Raw genomic sequence first — 18,048 nt, 5'->3', positions numbered from 1 at the left:
CCGGCGGGAACGGAAAGGCGTGCGGCTGTACGGCGGGCCGTTCCGAAGTGGTCAATGGCGGTCAAGTGTGGGCTCTGACCTGCGGCTTTGTATTAATAAACAGGACGTAGTGATCTCGGTCACCCGCTATTTCGTTGACGTCCGATTGAGCGTCAGTACGTTGTGAAGCGCAGGTCGATTCAGCACGTATCAACCCTGAGGGGGATTTTGTGGAAAACAAAGTCCGCGGCAAGTCGTGGGCAGCGCTCGGTCTGCTCGTGGCCGCGCTCTTCTCGTCCCCGTTCACCGCCCAGGCCGCCACCGGCACGGCTTCGGACGGCTTCCAGGCGCTCGCGTGGCGGACCGTCGGCAACCCCTACCCGAACACCGAACAGGGTCGGCGCCAGTGCGAGGTCGCCGGCGCCCTGCTCATCCAGGAAGGCGCCGTCAGGGCCGTCCAGTGCCTGGTCGACGGTGAGACGGGCGACCGGATCTGGCTGTGGGCCGACTTCAAGTGATCCGGCCCACCGCCGGACCGCACGGCTAGTGCGGGGGGGGGGGGGGGGGGGGGGGGGGGGGGGGGGGCGGGCCGGGCCCGCGACCCTGCGCGCGGGTTACCCGCGGTCGGTGATGACGTGGTAGGCCACGCCGCCGTGGTCCTCGCCCTCGACGAACTGGACGAGGTTCGTCAGGTACTCGCCCGGCGCCTCGGGGGTGAAGGTGAGTTCCGCGGTGAACCGCTCACCGGGCTGCAGCGGCACGCCGAACAGCGCCGCCTTCCTCGGGTCGAACTGGAACGCGGTCTCGCCGACCTGCTTCACGCCCTCGGCCTGGCCGCCGCCGGCGCGCCAGCGCTCGAACAGGCGCGGGCCGAGGTCGATCACCACGGTGCCCGCCACCGGCTTCTCACCGGTCAGCACCAGGTCGGTCTTGACCTCCTTCTCGGTCGCGTTGCCCAGGGTGAACCAGGACTTCACCGGCTCGAGCACCTTGCCCCGCACGGTCTGGAAGTTCTTCCACGCGATGTTGTTGTTGTTCTTGGTGTTCAGCGCGGTGTTCGGGCCCTCGGCGAACGTCATCGGGTCCGTCGCCGACACCCAGCGCGCGAGGAGGCAGAAGTGGCCCGGTCCCGGGATGTTCGTCCACGGGATCTTCGCCACGGTCCCGCCCGCGGGCACGGACAGCGACTGCTGGCCGATGGCGATCCAGTCGCCGTTGGTGACGTTGTTCCACGTCGTGCCGCCGCCGGCGGGCGTGCGGTAGACCTTGAGCGTGCCGGTGCTCGTGCCGAGGCCGGAGTTGTTGTTCAACCGCACGTGGACGAAGTTCGTCGCGCCGACGACCGGCTGGATGCCCGAGCAGTCCGCGGTGGTCGGGCAGACCTTGATGTCCGGGCTGTTCCACACCGTGCCGTTCGGGTTCGGCTCGGCGCCCGTGTCGGTCACCTGGTCGCGGATGACCACGTCGGTCTGCCGGCAGTCCGACAGGAGCTTGCGGATCGCGTCCGCCGTGCCCACGCCCGTGGACGTCGTCTGCGTGAACACGCCACCGGTCGTGGAGGCGTAGTTCTGCATGATCGGCGTGATCACGGGGGTGTAGGTGGCCGACGTCGGCACGTACACCGGCGAGATCTTGATGCCCTTGCCGAGGGCGTCGTTCGCCCGCTGCGCGGCGTTGGCGACGTCCGCGGCCGCGTGCACGTTGTCGAACCCGCCGGGGCGGGCGTCGGTCACCAGCACGACGAACTTCATCGCGTTCGACCGCCACGTGCCGCCGAAGTCGACGTTCTGCGGGCGGCCGGCCGCGGGCAGGTTGTTCACGACCGTGTTGAGCGCCTCGTCCGACGCCTCGGGCTCGCTGCCGCCCGCGCTCGCGGCGAGGGTGTTGGTGACGTAGTTGGTCACCGCCGCCGCGTTGCCGGGCGCGAGGGTGTTGTGGACGGTGATGTTGTCCTTGAACGTGACCAGGCCGAGCCGGTAGTCGCCGCCGGACGCCGTGACGACGTCGTTCACGATGGCGTTGATGCCGGTCTTCAGGTTGGCGATGGCCCCGCCCATGCTGCCGGTGTCGTCGAGGACGAACGCGACGTCGAGGGGGCCGCACGGTGCCGCCGCGGCAGGTGCGGCCAAGGCCGGTGAGGTGAACTGGACTGTCGAGGCGATCAAGGCGGCGACGGCCGACAGCGTGCCGCGTCTGAGTGAGCGACGCATGGGATCTCTTTCCGCTCGCGCGTCCGGACGCAGGGGTCCGGGAGCTCGGACACCGATGTCCGGGCACATGAGGCGGATGGTCGGGCGATCCGCGGAATACGAGCCGAGCAGAGCAACTTCGCCGGGGTTTCCGACCGGCAAACGGAAGCCGGGCGCGCCACCGTGGGGACGTGGCCCGCCTTCCAGCCGCCTCGCGGTACGACCGGATGACCTACCGGCGGCGCGGGGTGCCCGCTGTCGACTCTCAGCGGGGCAGGGTCACCGTGAAGACGGTGGCGCCCGGTCGGCTGGTCAGCTCCACCGTGCCGCCGTGCGCGGCGACGAGGGAGTGCACGACCGCCAGCCCCAGGCCGCTGCCGCCGCGATCACGCGTGCGCGAGTCGTCCACGCGGTAGAACCGGTCGAAGATGCGGGACTGGTCGGCCGGCGGGATGCCGGGACCGGTGTCACCGACCCTGAGCACGGCCGACCCGCCCCGCACCTCGACGGAGACCGAGACCGCCGTGCCGGCGGGGGTGTGCACGGCGGCGTTGGTGAGCAGGTTGTCCACCACCTGCCGCAGCCGCAGCGGGTCGAACGCCGACCGCACCGGCTCGTCCGGCACGGTCAGCGCCAGCGGGTGGGTCGGCCGGGCCACGCGGAACGCGTCCGCGGCCTCCCGCGCCACCGCCGCCAGGTCGCCGTCGGCCACCCGCAACGGCGTCTCCACCTCCGCCGAGTCCAGCCGGGCGAGCAGCAGCAGGTCGTCCAGCAGCACGCTCATCCGCGCCGCCTCCGACCGCAGCTTCTCCAGGTGCGCCTCGCGTTCCGCCGGCGCGTTCGCCGCCGCGTACCGGAACAGGTCGGCGTAACCCCGGATCGACGTCAACGGCGTGCGCAGCTCGTGCGAGGCGTCCGCGATGAACCGCCGCAACCGCTGCTCGGCGGCGGTGCGCGCGGCCAGCGACGTGTCGATGTGCTCCAGCATCGTGTTGAACGCCGTGCGCAGCTCCTCGACCTCCGCGCCGCCGTCGCCGCCCTCCGCGCGCACCGGCAGCCGGGCCGAGTCGGTCAGGTCGTGCGACGTGATGTCGTGCGCGGTCCGCGCCATGTCGCTCAACGGCTGCAACCCGCGCCGCAGCACCGCCCGCCCGATCACCACGAACGCGACCAGCGCGAGCAGGAACGTGGCCACCTCCACGATCACCAGCTGCCGCACGGTCGTGGTGATGTCGTTCATCGGCGCCGCGCTGACCAGCACCACGCCGTCCGACACCGCGCACCCGCGCAGCCGGTACGTGCCGTCGCCGTGCAGGTACTCGGTCCGGTACACGGGATCGCGCCCGTCGACCTGCAGCGCGACCTCGGTGAACTCGGCGTTGTCGGCGGGCAGGTCGTCGCGGTTCTTCGGCGTGGCCGTGCCGTCGCGCACGTCGTAGACGACCGAGTACCAGCCGTAGGCCGCGCCCTTGAGCGTGCCGTTCTTGGCGAAGTCCTTCTTCAGCGAGACCTGGGTCGTCTCCATCTGCGCGTCGAGCCGGCGTTCCAGGTACTCCTGCATGCTCTGCGCCATCACCGTGCCGACGACGGCGAACACCGCCAGTGCGAGCGCGCCGAGGCCCAGCGCGAGGCGCGTGCCCAGGCGCAGGCGCCGACGCGTCACTCCGCGGCTCGCCGCAGCACGTAACCCACGCCGCGCACGGTGTGGATCAGCGGCTCGCCGCCGTCGTCCAGCTTGCGCCGCAGGTGCGAGACGACCAGCTCGACCACGTTGGACCGGCCGCCGAAGTCGTACTCCCACACGTGGTCGAGGATCTGCGCCTTGGTCAGCACGGCGGGGGAGCGTCGCATCAGGTAGCGCAGCAGCTCGTACTCGGTGGGCGTGAGCGTGATCAGCTTCCCGCCCCGGCGCACCTCGCGGGTGTCCTCGTCCATCGCCAGGTCGGACACCTTGAGCACGGACCGCTTCCAGGTCGGCCCGGTCGAGCGCCGCAGCACGGCCCGCAGCCGTGCCATCAGCTCTTCCACGGAGAACGGCTTGACCAGGTAGTCGTCCCCGCCGCGGGTCAGGCCCGCGACCCGGTCGGCCGTGCCGTCACGGGCGGTCAGGAACACGACCGGCACCATCGCGCCCGCCGAGCGGAGGCGGTCCAGCACGGTGAAGCCGTCGAGGTCGGGCAGCATCAGGTCGAGCACCACGATGTCGGGGTGGAAGTCGGCGGCGGTCCGCAACGCGGCCTCGCCGCTGCCCGCGGTCACCGCCTGCCACCCCTCGTACCGCGCCACCGTCGCCACGAGGTCCGCGATGTGCGGCTCGTCGTCCACCACGAGCAGTCGAACCGAAGCGCCCTTGTCCACGTGCACATGGTGCGGCACCGGTACCGCGGCGGCCCGGGTGTGGCCGGATCTACAGCGACTCGACAGGTTCGCGACAGGTTGGCGGGGTGATCCACGGGGCTGGTGAGGTGGTTCACAAGGGTAAGGAGGTGGGCCGGCTGTGATGGCTCACACGCTCTCTGCTACGGTTCCGCCACGGGTTTTCCCGCTCCACGGCCAGGTCAGCCGGGTTCCGCGCTCGGGGCGTGTCCCTGCGCAGACCGCGTGGAGAGCCGGCCTCGGTCGCACGCTTTCGGGAACGTGCGTGCCGAGGCCGGCTTCCCCCTTTCCCCGTCAGGTGTACCGGGCGAAGTCGAAGTCCTGGCCGGTGACCGAGCGGCCCAGGTCGGAGCCCAGTTGGGTCAGCAGGTCCACCAGTTCCAGGCCCGCGAGCCAGTCGCGCGGCAACGCCGACGTGCCGTGCAGGGCGCCGAGGATGTTGCCCGTGAGCGCCGCCGTGGCGTCGCTGCCGCCCGAGTGGTTGGCCGCCGCGCGCAGGGCGTCCACGAACTGCGACCGCTTCGGGTACACCAGGACCGTGTGCACGGCGATCGCCAGCGCCTCCGGGCCCGTCCAGCCGCTGCCCAGGCGGTCGACCCGGACCGACTCGAAGCCCTGCGCCCGGTGCTCGTCGGCGAAGACGACGGCCCGGTTGAGGGTGTTCGCCGTGTACGGGTCGTCCCGCAGCACCCGGCCGATGACCTGGTCCACTGCCTCCCGCATCGGTCGCCCGCGCACCGCCAGCAGGTGGATGAGCAGCGAGAACGCCCCACCGGACACCCAGCCGCCGGTGCCACCGTGCGTCAGCGCGGCGAACCGGCAGCCCAGGTCGTAGGCGATCTCGGCGCTGGGGGCGAACCCCGCCGGCGCGGTGCGGGTGACGCCGTTGCAGCCGGACGACTCGTTCTGCGGTTCCTCGGGCGTCGGCGGTGTGTCGGCGGCCAGTGCGCGCAGGCACGTCAGGCCCGGCGACCGGCTCGAGTACAGCCGCTCGTCGCCGACGAGACCGACGGCGCCGGGCTCGGGCGCGGCCACCTGCTGGGTGATCAACCAGCGCCGGTAGCTCTGCCAGACGACCTCGATCGGGTCCCACTCGCCCGTGGTCCGGCCGCGCACCCACGCGCGCAGGTAGCCGTCGGCGGTGAACAGGGTGAGCTGGGTGTCGTCGGTGACCAGCGCGGGGCGCGGCGGCGCCAGCACGCCTTCGGGGCCGTGGTCCCGTTGGATGTCCGCCCACCCGAGGTACTGGATGGGCGCGCCGAGGGCATCGCCCAGCGCGCCACCCACCAGGCACGCCGCGCCACGGTCGACCACGTCCAACGGCTCGCGCGGCACTTGCCCTCCTGCACTCGCCCAGAACTCGGCCGGGACGTCCGGGGCCAAAACCCTAGCCGTCGGCCGTCCGTCCGGTCATGGGAGCACGACTAGTTGAGCAAGCAACATTTACCCACAGGTATCTAACGGCACCTCCGACGCACCTGATCCAGTGACCAAGCCGTAGCGCACGAGGCGGGGGAGGGGCATGGCTGACCGGAGCAAGAGCGGGCTGGAGTTCGGCGTCCTCGGACCGTTGCAGGTGCTCGCGGACGGCCGGCAGCTCGTCATCGGTCGCAAGGGGATGCGCGGCCTGCTCGCGATGCTGGTGCTCGACGCCAACCGGGTCGTCCCGATCGACGAGATCGTGGACAGCCTCTGGGCCGACGAACCGCCCGCGACGGCCAGGACGATCGTGCACGGCTACGTGTCGCGGCTGCGCAGGATGCTGGAGGAGGCCGACCCGGCGGGCTCGGCGCGGATCCTCACCACCCCGCCCGGCTACCAGCTCTCGGTCGACCCGTGGCGGCTGGACTTCCACCGGGCCAGGCAGCTCGTGTCGAGCGCGCGCGGCAAGCCCGCGCCGATCCGGGCGCAGCTGCTGCGCGAGTCGCTCGGCCTGTGGCGCGGCCAGGTGCTGGCGGACGTGCCGGGCGACCCGGTCACCTCCGACCTGGAGGAGCTTCGGCTTGCCGCAGTGGAAGAGCGCATCGAGGCCGAGCTGGAACTGGGCCGCCACCTCGAACTCGTCGGCGAGCTGCGCCAGCTGGTGAACGAGTACCCGTTCCGGGAACGGCTGGTCGGCCACATGATGCGCGCCCTCTACCGGTCTGGTCAGCGCGCCGACGCGTTGGAGGCCTACCAGCGCTTCCACCGGCGCGTCGTGGACGAGCTCGGCATCGACCCCGGCCCCGGCCTGCGCGTGCTGCACGAGCAGGTGCTCCGCGACGACCCGGCGCTCAGCTCGCCCGGCCTGGCGGAGCCCGCCCTCGTGCCACCGCGTCCCGGTGTCGTCGTGCCGGCCCAGTTGCCCGCCGCGGCCAGCGGCTTCATCGGCCGCGACGAGGAACTGGCCTGGTTGGACCGCCTGTGCGACTCGCGCGACCTGGCCGCCACGACCATCGCCGTGGTCAACGGTGCGGCCGGCATCGGCAAGAGCGAGCTCGCCGTCACCTGGGGCCACCGGCGGGCCGAGCAGTTCCCCGACGGCCTCCTCTTCGCCTCCCTGAACGGCTTCGCCCCCGGCCGCGACCCGGTCGAGCCGGCCGAGGTCCTGGCGCGCTTCCTGCTCGCGCTGGGCGTGCCCGCCGACGGCGTCCCCCGCGACCTGGACGACCGCGTCGGCCTGTACCGCTCGGTGCTGGCCAAGCGGCGCGTCCTGGTCGTGCTGGACGACGCCTGGGACCCGGAGCACGTCCGCCTGCTCCTGCCGCCCGGCGCCGGGTCGGTCGTCCTGGTGACCAGCCGCAGGCGCCTGGAGTCCCTGGTCGTCAGCAACGGCGCCCGGATGCTCACGCTGGACACGTTGTCCGACGAGGAGTCCATCCGCCTGGTCGACGAGGTCGTCGGCAAGCCGTTGTCCGACCAGGAGCCGGCGGCCACCCGCAAGCTGGTCGAGCTCTGCGGCAACCTGCCCCTCGCGCTGCGGATCGCCGCCGCCAAGCTCGTCTTCAGTCCGGAGTGGACGGTTGAAGACCTGGTCGAGCAGCTCTCCGACGACGAGGCGCGGCTGCGCACCCTGGACCTGGCCGACACCGGCGTCGGCGTGGAACGGGCCCTGGCGGTGTCGTACCGCAACCTCCCGCCGGAACTGGCGGAGACCTTCCGCGCCGCCGGCCTCGTGCCCGGCCGCTGGGTGAGCCCGCACGCCATCTCCGCCGTCTGCGACATCGACCTGGGCACCGCCGCCGCCCGCTTGGCCGACCTCGCCGACGCGCACCTCCTCGTGGAGCAGTGGCGGGGCGGCTTCGTCCTGCACGACCTGGTCCGCCTCTACGCCCGCGGCGTCGTCGAACACCGGGAACGCGGCCTGCGCCGCCTGATGGACCACTACCTCTGCGCGTGCGACCACGCCCGACGCCTGATCAGACCGGCGTCGGACGGCCTCGACTTCACCGGCGACTCCGCCGCACCGAGACCCGCGACCCCGTCACAGGCCCTGTCCTGGTTCGACAAGGAGTGGTCCAACCTCATCGCCCTCGTGCACGCGGGCTCGGAGGCCGGCCTGCACGTGGAGGTCTGGCAACTCGTGCGCCTGGTCCACACCTACTGCGTGACCAGGCTCGTCAGCCGCGAGTGGCAGGGCATCGCCGAGTTCGGCCTGGCCTCGGCGAGGGTGATCGGCGACCGCCGAGGCGAGATGCTCGTGCTGAACGCCATGCACGACGTCAACAACCGCGCCGGAACGCTGCGCGGCACCCTCGACCAAGCCCGACTGGCCCACCGGATAGCCGTGGACCTGGCCGAGCCCCGCTACCTGGTCATGACCCTCGACCAACTGGCACTGGCCCTGCTCGCCGAGGACCGGGTGGAGGAAGCCCTGGGGCACTACCGCGAAGCCGTCGACCTGGCCCGCCGGGACGGCGACGCGCTCGGCGAAGCCACCGTGCTCAACAACCTGGCCCAAGTGGAGCAACGGCTCGGCCAACGCGAAACGGCGGCCCAACACCAATTCCAGGCAATGGAGATCTACCACCGCAACGGCGACGAGCGGGCGTACGCGGTCGCGATGAACAACCTGGCCGAGCTCTACGCCGAACTGGGCCTGTTACCGGAGGCCGAGGAACACGCCCGGCAAGGGGTGGAACTGACGCGTGGCGGCTCGATGCAGTTCGAGGAGGCGTTCGGCCGGCAAGTGCTCGGATCGGTGCTCGCGAGACGGGGAGAACGCGTCGCGGCACAAGCGGAGTTGGCGGAATCGCTTCGGTTGTTCGTACGCCTGGGCTCCCCGCGCGCGATGTTGGTCCGAACGGCTCTTGAAGCCTTGACCTCCGAGGTTTAGCCGCTGTTTAGCTCGACCTGGCGAAGTCGTGGGAACTTGTAGGCGCGCTGATCACCGAGTCGCGGTCAGCGCCGGGTGGCTCTTGGTAGGGGGAACCAGGGGGGAAGCCACCCAACCCCGACTGGCCGGCGTTCGGGGGAGAGCGCCGGCCAGTCGGCTCTGTTGAATTGCGCCGCCTCCGGCGTCGCGGGCGAGGTCGCCGGGAAGTCGACCGCTCGCGACTCATTTTCCGACGATCGAAAAGCGTGATCGCCGGAAAATGAGCCGCGAACGATCGACGCGACCTCGCGGGTACAACGGCAGCCGCACCACGTCGGATTCGAAACCGCCAAACCCAACGCGCCGCACACGCAGCACCCCACCGAGGCCACTTACCCCAACAGGCCCACAACGGCCCCGGAACCGACGCACCTAGGCCCGATTTGACATGGGTTCGGGTGCTTTAGGCTGGTCGAAGCCGGCAGGCCCGGCGGGACGCTTTTCCCCGCCGGGCCTGCCGGGTTTGGCCAGCCTGGAGTGCCCGTAGGGGCCCCATGTCAAATCGAGCCGGGCCCGACCACCGAACCACCAGCCACCACACACAACCAAGCCACAAACCAAGCCACACCGGGCGTCAGTCGCACACCGGCAGCAGCTCCGGCCGCTTCGGCGCCAACCCGTCACCCATCGACTCACCCCGCAACTGCCGCCCGATCCACGGCACGACGTGCTCCCGCGCCCACTTCAGATCGTGCCGCCGCTGAGTCATCCAGTCCTCGTCGACCAACGGCGGCCAGGGCGTGTTCCACGCCTCGTCCGCCTCGAACCCGAGCACCTCGGCCACCCGCAACGCCACCCGCTGGTGCCCCTCGGGCGACAGGTGCAGCCGGTCGTCGCTCCACGCGCGCCGATCGTGCAGGACGGTCATCGACCACAGGTCCACCACCTTGCAGTGGTAGCGCTCGGCCACCGACCACAGGTGGCTGTTGTAGATCGCGATCTTCCCGCGCAACGACCGCAGGAACGGCGTGTGCTTCGGGTCGAACCCGGTGAAGATGACCACCTCCGCGCCGGCCGCCCGCAGGTCGGCCACCGCGATCTCGTACACCTCGGCCAACGCGTCCGCGTCGCTGCCGGGCACCAGGATGTCGTTGCCGCCACCGCACAGCGTCACCAGCTTCGGCTTCAACGCCGCCGCCAGCGGTACCTGCTCGTCCACGATCTCCTGGAGCATCTTGCCCCGGATCGCGAGGTTGGCGTACCGGAAGCCCTGCTGCCTGGCCGAGATCATCGCGGCCAGCCGGTCGGCCCACCCCACGTACGTCCCGTTCGGCGCCGGGTCGTCCATCCCCTCGGTGAAGCTGTCCCCCACCGCGACGAAACTGTCGAGTCCCTCCATGCGTCCCTCCACTCCGCGCGGCACCCCCACTGACCGCGCAGAACAGCATGCAACGCCAAGTCGGCCCCACGCCACCGCCGGTTGGCAACGCCGTTACCAAGGTGTCACTCGCTGGTGTGAACAAGTGTCGGCAATGGGTGATTCCGCCCGGAATGCGCCCGGAATGCGGCGCAAATCACTGACCCCCTACCCACGCCGCCGCCTACCCGACCGGCACCTCCGACTCGTACGCCGCGCGCAAGCGCGCCTCCGCCCCCGGCGACGCGCCCACCGCGTCCAACCCCAGCAACGCCGCCCCCACCACCGGCGGCACGTCCACCACCCGCACCCGGGCCGCCGGCGCGACCACGCCCAACCGCGCCGCCACCGCGTCGACCACCACACCGCCCGTCCCGGTCAGCACCCCGCCGCCGAGCACCACGTCCACCGGCTCCGCCAGCAGCTCCAGCCGCGACAACGACACCCGCGCCAGCACCACGACCTCCTCCACCAGCCGGTCGACCACCGACCGGGCCACCGCGTCACCACCCGCCGCCACCTCGAACAGCAGCGGGCACAGGGCGTGCGGGTCGAACTCCACCTCCTCGAAGTGCAGCCGCTGCACCGCCTCGGCCACCGTCGCCGTCCCGTAGTGCGCGATCACCGCGTCCAGCAACGCCGTGGGCTCGCCCCGCCCGTCCTCCGCCCGCACCGCGAGCCACAACGCCTCCGACCCGAGGTGGCCGCCGCCACCCCAGTCGCCCGAGATCCGCCCGAGCGCGGGGAACCGGTGCGTCCGCCCGTCCGGCGCGACCGCCACGCAGTTGATGCCCGCCCCGCACACCACGGCCACCCCGATCCCGTCGGCCGTACCCGCCCTGAGCAGCGCGAACGTGTCGTTGCCGACGACCGACGTCGCGGACCACCCCTGCGCCCCGACCGCCGCGCGCAGGTCGTCCTCCTCCTTGGGCAGGTCCGCGCCGGCCAGGTAGGCAGCCGTGTGGGTGGCGACCGGCCCACCGCCCGCCAACCCCGCCCGTCGCGCCGCCTCGCGCACGAGCCCGTCGAACACCTCCAGGCTCCGCGCCAACCCCACGTTCTGCGGCGACGCGCCGGGCCCGCGCACGTCGGCGAGCACCCGCCCGTCCACGTCGACCAGCGCCACGGCCGTCTTGCTGTTCCCGCCGTCGATGGCGAGCACCCGGTCGGTCACGCCGATCCCTTCGCCCACGGCAGGAAGTCCGCGTTGCGCGCCACGAGCTCGTCGGCCAGCCGCTCCGCCACCGCGTGCTGCCCGACCAGCGGGTGCGCGAGCAACGCGTCCGCCACCCGGTCACGCCCACCGCGCACCGCCGCGTCCAACGCCAGGTGCTCGTAGCTCGTCACGTGCGCGATCAACCCGGCCACCGACGGCGGCACGGGCGGCACGGGCAGCGGCGTCGCACCGCTGCCGTCGACCACCGCGGGCACCTCGATCACCGCGTCCGCCGGCAGGAACGGCAGCGTGCCGTCGTTGCGGACGTTCACCACGTGCTGCTCCGCGCCCGTGCCGCCGGTCAACGCGTGCACCAGCTGCACGGCCGCCTCCGAGTAGTACGCGCCCCCGCGCTGCGAGAGCTGCGCCGGCTTGGTCACCACCGCCACGTCCCCGTACAAGTCCAGCAACTCCTTCTCCACCCCCGCCACCACCTCGGCGCGCGGCGGCTCGGTCTGCTGCTTCCGCACCACCTCGTCGTGGTCGTAGAAGTACTTCAGGTAGTACGACGGCACCATCCCCAACCGCCGCATGAGCGACCCCGGCAGCCCGATGTGCTCGGCCAACGCGTCGGCGTGCCGCGCCAGCAGCTCCGGCAGCCGGTCGACGCCGTCGACGAACACCCCCGTCTCCCAGCTCAGGTGGTTGAGCCCGACGTGCTCCAGCCGCACCGACTCCGGCTCGACCCCCAGCAACGCCGCCGTCCACCGCTGGAACGTGATCGCCACGTTGCACAGCCCGACCGCCCGGTGCCCCTCGGCCAGCAACGCCCGCGTCACGATCCCCACCGGGTTGGTGAAGTTCACGATCCACGCGTCACCCGCCACCTCGCGAACCCGCCGCGCGATGTCCAGCACCACCGGCACGGTCCGCAGCGCCTTGGCCAACCCGCCGGCCCCGGTCGTCTCCTGCCCGACGCAGTCGCACACCAGCGGGAACGTCTCGTCCGACGCCCGTGCCGCCTGCCCACCCACCCTGAGCTGCAACAACACGGCCGAGGCCCCGTCAACGCCTCGTTCGAGATCGTCGGTGGCCGTCACCCGCGCCGGGTGGCCGGCGTGCTCCAGCAACCGCCGCGAGAACGCCCCCACCACCTCCAACCGCGCCGTGTCCGGGTCCACGAGCACGATCTCGTCCACTTCGAGGCTGGTCCGCCGCCCCGCGATCCCGTCGACCAGTTCCGGCGTGTAGGTCGACCCGCCACCGACAACGGTGAGCTTCACCCCTTGACCCCCGTGAATGTGATGCCCTTGACGAACGAGCGCTGCGCGAACACGAACAGCACCACCGCCGGGACCATGATCAGCAACGTGACGGCCATCGCCAGGTTCCACTGCACGTGGTGCATGCCCTTGAAGGTCGACAGCGCCAGCGACAGCGTCCACTGGTCCGGCTTCTCGCTCGTGTAGAGCAGCGGTCCGAAGTAGTCGTTCCAGGTGTAGAGGAAGCAGAACAACGCGGTCGCCGCGATGCCCGGCCGCGCCATCGGCACGACGATCCGCACCAGCGCCTGGAACTCCGAGCACCCGTCCACCCTTGCCGCGTCCACATAGGACTGCGGGATCGTCAGGATGAACTGGCGCAGCAGGAAGATGCTGAAGGCGTCGAACAGGAAGTAGGGCGCGATCAACGGCCACAGCGTGCCCGTCAACCCGAGGCTGGACCACGTGTCGTACAGCGGCACGGCCACGACCTGCGGTGGCAGCATCATCGCGCCCACCACCAACAAGAACACCACGTTCCGCCCACGCCACCGCAACTTCGCCAACGCGTACGCCGCCGGGATGGAGGAGACCAGCATCCCGACCGTGGCCAACAGCGAGTACAGCATGCTGTTGCCCAGGTACTTCAGCAACGGCGCCTGCTCGAACACCTCCAGGAAGTTGCCCCAGTGCCACTCGCGGGGCCACAAGTCCTTGGTGAACGCCTGGCTGTCCGACATGACGGCCGTCAGGAAGACGAAAACGATGGGCAGCGTGAACATCAACCCCAGGGCGAGCCCCAGGCTGTGCACCGCCACCCAGTCCAACGCCTTCCGCCACGCGACCGGCCTCCGGACGTCGACGGCCGCCGTCATGACTCCTCCTGGTACGACGCCTTGCGCATCCGCTGCACCAGCAACGCCGTCGCCGCGAACGAGATCACGAACAACACCGTCGCCATCGCCGCCGCGTAGCCCATGTCGAAGTACCTGAACCCCTGCGTGTACAGCCACACCGGGAACGTCAACGTCGAGTTCTCCGGGAACCCGAGCACCTTCGTCGACCCGGTCACGTCCGCCGACCCGCTCGCCGCCGAGCCCGCCACCACCGCCTGCGTGAACAGCTGCAACGCGAGGATGATCGAGTTCACCACGCCGAACAGCAGCACGGGCGAGATCGTCGGCAGCGTGATGTGCCACCACCGCCGCACCGGCCCCGCGCCGTCCAGCTCGGCGGCCTCGTACTGCTCCCGCGGCACGTCCAGGATCGCCGCCAGGATGATGATCATCAGATCGCCGGACACCCACAGCATGACCGCGGCGATCCCGGGCTTGGCCCACGCCGGATCGGCGAACCACAGCGGTCCCTCGATCCCGAACCACCCCAGGAACGAGTCCAGCGGCCCTTCATTCGGTCGCATGACCAGGAAGAAGACCAACGTCGCCGCGACCGGCGGCGCCAACGAGGGCAGGTAGCACAGGGTGCGCACGAGCCCCACGCCGGACTTCAGCCGTGCGATCACCGACGCCACGCCCAGCGCGAACACCACGCGCGCGGCGGTCAGCACCACCACGAACCACGCCGTGTTGTGCACGGCGGTGCGGAACAGCTTGTCGGAGAACATGTAGGCGTAGTTCTCCCAGCCGATCCACTCCGGCGGGTTGATCAGGTCGTACCTGGTGAACGAGAACCCGATCGTGGCGACCAGGGGGTAGCCGAAGAACAGGGCGAACCCGAGGATCGCGGGCGCCATGAACGCCAGCACGGTCAAGCGGTGACGGGCGCGGGCCCGGGACCGCCCCCCGGCCGGGGCGGTCCGCGCCACGTCCACGCGCTCCAGCGTGGCCGTCATCCCTACTTGCCGCTCTTCGCGATCCGGTCGTCGATCTGCTGGTCGACTTCCCTCAGCCCGGCCATCAGGTCGGGCACCGCGCCCGACTGCCACGACGTGGCGAAGTCGCCGATCGCCTTGATGTGCGCGTCGCCTATGGGCGTCACCGGGTTGCCCTGGAGCTTGCCCGAGGTCGCCAAGTCGATGAACGTCTTGAAGTTCTCGTCGACCTCCAGCCGCGGGTCGGCCAGCGCGGCCTTCGTGCTCGGGATGTTCTTGATCCCGTTGGCCAGGTCGACGATCGTGTCGGTGTCGAACGACAGGTGCTTGATCAGCTCCCACGCCGCGCCGGGGTTCTTCGCGCCCTTCGGGATGCCCATGATGGTGCCCGCGGTGAAGCCGGTGCCGTACAACGCGGGATCGCTCGTGGGGAACGGCGCGGTGCCGAACCGCACGTCCGGGGCCTGGTCCTGGAGGAACGCCGTGCGGTACTCGCCGTCCACCATCATGGCGATCTTGCGCTGGTGGAACGCGTGGTCGGTCGAGTACTGCTGGCCGAGCCCGGCGCGGAACCGCTCCAGGGCGTCGTAGCCGTAGAAGTCCACCAACTCCTTCTGGAACTGGAGCATCCGCGCCCACTCCGGCGACGCCAGGCCCGACTTGCCGTCCGCCTTCTCCCACTTCGCGCCGAAGTGCGGCGCCCAGATCTGCGGGTTGTTGGCGTAGTGCGGCATGCTCGGCAGGAAGCCCGCGACCTCGATCGAGCCGTCCGCCGCCCTCTTCGTCGTCCGCTTGGCGAAGTCCAGCAGCTCCGCTGTCGTCTTCGGCGGCTCGGTGATGCCCGCCTCGGCGAGCATGTCCTTGTTGTAGTACAGCCCGTACACGTCGCTGAGCATCGGCATCGCGCAGCGGCTGCCCTTGTACTCGGTGTACGAGCGCACGGCCTCGGTGATCTGGCCGAGGTCGACGCCGTCCCGCGCGATGTAGGGCTTGAGGTCGGCGAACGAGCCGCTGGAGCAGAACTGGCCGATGTTGTCGGTGGTGAAGGACAGGGCGACGTCCGGCGGGTTGCCGCCGCGGATGCCCGCGGTGATCTTGTCGTCGTCCTGGCTGCCCTCGTGCCTGATCTCGGCGTTCGGGAACTTCTCCTTGAAGCTCTCCAGGGCCTTGGTGACCTCGGCCTGCTCGCGGCCGGAGTAGTTGCTCCAGACCGTCAGGGAGAACCTGTCGTCCTCGCCGGGCGCCGCCGCCGGTCCCGACTGGTCGGCCTGCGTGCCGGAGCCCGCCGCACAAGCGGTCAGGGACACCGCCGCGGCCACGCACAGCAACGTTGCGCGGTGGAGCTTGCGCATGTGCTCTCCTTCATGTCGACGGTGCGGTCGCGCCCTGCTGGTTCGGACCGCGGAAGGGTTCGGTCGTGGCGGCGGGCAGACCGAACACCTGTTCCCTGACGACCGACAGCGCGGAGTGCAGTGCGCCGGAACGCACCGGTTTCCCGGTCACCAGGGCGAGTTCGACGGGGGTGCGGGGCACCACCAGGCGGCGCAGCTCGGCGGCGACGAGGTCGGCGAGCGTCGTGCCGCCCGCCTGCGCGATCTCGCCGGAGAGCAGCACCAGTTCGGGGTCGAGCACGGCGATCACGTTCGCCACGCCGGTCGCGACGCGGCGGGCCAGGTCGACCAGGAACTCCCGGCCGGCCGGTCCCTCGCTCAACGCCTTCTCCACGGCCTCCTGGCCGGTGCGCGCGGACACGCCGTGCGCGCGGGCCAGGCGGGCGATGCCGGGGCTGTCGAGCAGGTCGCCGTAACGGCTGCCGGTGCGCTCGGTGCCCGTGTCCGCGTGCGCGTGGTCCGGGACCTGCATCGCGTCGATCTCGCCCGCGCCGCCGGTCGCGCCGCGCAGCAGCACGCCGTTGACGACGACGGCCGCGCCCACCGCGTCGGCGGGCCAGAGCAGGACGAAGTTCCGCACGCCGACGGCGCGGCCGGCGATCATCTCCTCCAGCGCGACGAGGTTGACGTCGTTCTCGACGGTGACGGAGGTGTCGAGGAGGGCTTCGAGCTCCTCGGGGATGTTCTTGTGCTCCCAGCCGGGCATGTGCGGCGCGTAGTTGAGGCGGCCGGTCGCCGGGTCGACCGCGCCGGGGCTGCCCACGACCACGTGGTGCAGGGCGTCGGTGGTGAGGCCGGCCCGGGTGGCGGCCTTCGTGACCGCGCTGTGGAACGCCTCCAGCACGTCGGTCTTCGGCATGGGCGCGCGGTGTTCGGCGAGCGTGGCGCCGGAGATGTCGGCGATGGCGATGTCGACCGCGTCCGGGGTGAGGTCGACGGCGGCGACGTGGGCCAGTGCGCCGTTGACCGTCCAGAGCTGCGCCCGCGGGCCGCGCCCGCCGCCGCGCAGGCCGTCGCGCAGGACCGTGCCCTCGTCTTCGAGGCGCGTGAGGAGCTGCGCGGTGGCCGGTTTGGACAGGCCGATGATCCCTTCCAGCTCCGCCCTGGTCAGCGGGCCGTTGCGGAGCAGCGCCTCGATGGCGGCGCGGTCGTTGATCTCGCGCAGCAGCCTCGGGCTCCCGGCTCGCATCGGGTCTCCTGTCGTTCCGCGCCCTGTCTGGTAACTTTCCAGACGATTTCGCCGTGACGGTAGTGACGGACCACACGGCGGTCAATGCCCCGAGACGGGTCCGTTACCGGGGTTAGGTTGTCCTAAGGCACTCTGGAGGTATGACCGACACGCGTCAGGAGTCGCTGGCCGCACTGCTGGGCGGGCGGGGCGGTGCCCTGGACGCCTCGTTGCCGCCGCTGGCGTTCGTCGTGGGGTGGCTGCTGGGCGGGAGCTCGATCGCGGTCGGCGCTCTGGCGGCGGTCGGGTGTGGCGTGGTCGTCGGCTTGATCCGGGTTGTCCGGGGAGGCCGCCCGCGCGCGCTCCTGGTGTCCGTGGCCTTGGTGGTCCTGGCCGCCTACATCGCCCTGCAAACGGGCCGGGCCGAGGACTTCTTCCTCGTGCAGATCTTCCTCAACGCCGCGTCGGCCCTGGTCTGGTCGGCGTCGATCGTCCTGCGCCGGCCCCTGCTCGGCGTGGTGGTGGGTCTGATCACGGGCCAGAAGTTCCGCTGGCGCCAGGACCCCGACCTGCTCCGCGCGTACCGCTACGCGTCTTGGCCGTGGGTGGGCCAGTACATCCTCCGCGTGCTCGTCTTCGGCGCTCTCTGGCTGGCGGGCGAGGTCGTCCTGCTGGGCGTCATGCGTGCCGCCCTGACCTGGCCGCTGCAAGTGGCGTGCATCGCCGTGAGCTGGTGGATCCTCCGCCGAACCCTCCCCACCGACCACCCGGGCCTCCGCCACCCCCGCACCCCAACCTCTTGACCCCCGCGCGTGTCGAACCTTCAGGTCCCGCGTGTCGAACCTTCAGGTCTCGCGTGTCCTAGAGCGTTATTCAGAAGTTGGTCACCAGCCGAGGCGGTAGTACTCGAGGCTGGTCACGATGCGGATGATCGCTGGGAGTTCGGTCAGGCGTGCGCGGTAGCCGGTGGCGAGGATCTTCCAGT

Annotated in this window: 14 protein-coding genes; 3 read left to right on the top strand and 11 right to left on the bottom strand. The window is 71.0% G+C overall.

Translation table 11 applies throughout. The features are described from left to right. The first annotated feature begins 209 nt into the window (after positions 1-209). Positions 210-497: a hypothetical protein gene (locus tag LNK82_RS46330; RefSeq protein WP_230573186.1), complete on the top strand. Its 288-nt coding sequence runs from the start codon at positions 210-212 to the stop codon at positions 495-497. A gap of 96 nt (positions 498-593) precedes the next feature. On the opposite strand, the gene LNK82_RS46325 is transcribed toward LNK82_RS46330, so the two are convergent. The 4 genes from LNK82_RS46325 to LNK82_RS46310 all read right to left on the bottom strand — a co-directional run bounded on the left by LNK82_RS46325 (position 594) and on the right by LNK82_RS46310 (position 5,879). Further along, positions 594-2,189 (bottom strand): vWA domain-containing protein, encoded by a 1,596-nt coding sequence (locus tag LNK82_RS46325; protein ID WP_230573185.1) that lies wholly within the window; start codon positions 2,187-2,189, stop codon positions 594-596. A 244-nt stretch (positions 2,190-2,433) separates the two neighbouring features. After that, a complete protein-coding gene (locus tag LNK82_RS46320) occupies positions 2,434-3,831 on the bottom strand; it encodes a sensor histidine kinase (RefSeq protein WP_230573184.1) in 1,398 nt (465 codons plus the stop codon). Next, positions 3,828-4,526: a response regulator transcription factor gene (locus LNK82_RS46315; RefSeq protein WP_230573183.1), complete on the bottom strand. Its 699-nt coding sequence runs from the start codon at positions 4,524-4,526 to the stop codon at positions 3,828-3,830. Before LNK82_RS46315 ends, LNK82_RS46320 begins: the two co-directional genes overlap by 4 nt. A gap of 312 nt (positions 4,527-4,838) precedes the next feature. After that, positions 4,839-5,879, bottom strand: a complete 1,041-nt coding sequence (locus tag LNK82_RS46310) for an ADP-ribosylglycohydrolase family protein (protein ID WP_230573182.1) — start codon at positions 5,877-5,879, stop codon at positions 4,839-4,841. A gap of 187 nt (positions 5,880-6,066) precedes the next feature. Here LNK82_RS46310 and LNK82_RS46305 point away from each other — a divergent pair, with 187 nt between their 5' ends. Further along, the gene (locus tag LNK82_RS46305; RefSeq protein ID WP_230573181.1) at positions 6,067-8,859 is read left to right on the top strand and encodes an AfsR/SARP family transcriptional regulator; all 2,793 of its coding nucleotides are present in this window, start codon (positions 6,067-6,069) and stop codon (positions 8,857-8,859) included. A gap of 613 nt (positions 8,860-9,472) precedes the next feature. Here the strand turns inward: LNK82_RS46305 and LNK82_RS46300 are convergent. From LNK82_RS46300 to LNK82_RS46270, 7 genes are all read right to left on the bottom strand, one after another. Next, on the bottom strand, positions 9,473-10,237 hold the full coding sequence (locus LNK82_RS46300; protein WP_230573180.1) for an SGNH/GDSL hydrolase family protein: 765 nt from the start codon (positions 10,235-10,237) through the stop codon (positions 9,473-9,475). A 202-nt stretch (positions 10,238-10,439) separates the two neighbouring features. After that, positions 10,440-11,447, bottom strand: a complete 1,008-nt coding sequence (locus LNK82_RS46295) for an N-acetylglucosamine kinase (RefSeq protein ID WP_230573179.1) — start codon at positions 11,445-11,447, stop codon at positions 10,440-10,442. Continuing rightward, a complete protein-coding gene (locus LNK82_RS46290; protein WP_230573178.1) occupies positions 11,426-12,694 on the bottom strand; it encodes a 6-phospho-beta-glucosidase in 1,269 nt (422 codons plus the stop codon). The genes LNK82_RS46295 and LNK82_RS46290 overlap by 22 nt, the downstream gene beginning before the upstream one ends. After that, positions 12,691-13,548, bottom strand: a complete 858-nt coding sequence (locus LNK82_RS46285) for a carbohydrate ABC transporter permease (RefSeq protein WP_230573177.1) — start codon at positions 13,546-13,548, stop codon at positions 12,691-12,693. Before LNK82_RS46285 ends, LNK82_RS46290 begins: the two co-directional genes overlap by 4 nt. After that, positions 13,545-14,525 carry a carbohydrate ABC transporter permease gene (locus LNK82_RS46280; protein WP_230573176.1) on the bottom strand — a complete coding sequence of 327 codons (981 nt, stop codon included), beginning with the start codon at positions 14,523-14,525 and terminating at the stop codon, positions 13,545-13,547. The genes LNK82_RS46285 and LNK82_RS46280 overlap by 4 nt, the downstream gene beginning before the upstream one ends. A 2-nt stretch (positions 14,526-14,527) precedes the next feature. Continuing rightward, positions 14,528-15,856, bottom strand: coding sequence for an ABC transporter substrate-binding protein (locus LNK82_RS46275; RefSeq protein ID WP_230573175.1), 1,329 nt, complete (start codon positions 15,854-15,856; stop codon positions 14,528-14,530). 10 nt (positions 15,857-15,866) lie between these two features. Next, a complete protein-coding gene (locus LNK82_RS46270; RefSeq protein ID WP_230573174.1) occupies positions 15,867-17,084 on the bottom strand; it encodes an ROK family transcriptional regulator in 1,218 nt (405 codons plus the stop codon). A gap of 140 nt (positions 17,085-17,224) precedes the next feature. Here LNK82_RS46270 and LNK82_RS46265 point away from each other — a divergent pair, with 140 nt between their 5' ends. Beyond that, positions 17,225-17,866: a DUF3159 domain-containing protein gene (locus LNK82_RS46265; protein WP_230573173.1), complete on the top strand. Its 642-nt coding sequence runs from the start codon at positions 17,225-17,227 to the stop codon at positions 17,864-17,866. The last annotated feature ends 182 nt before the right edge of the window (positions 17,867-18,048 follow it).

Source organism: Saccharothrix luteola (assembly GCF_020859565.1).
Taxonomy (GTDB): domain Bacteria; phylum Actinomycetota; class Actinomycetes; order Mycobacteriales; family Pseudonocardiaceae; genus Actinosynnema; species Actinosynnema luteola.
Note: the sequence above shows the minus strand (reverse complement) of the source record. Positions and strands in the feature narration are given on the sequence as shown.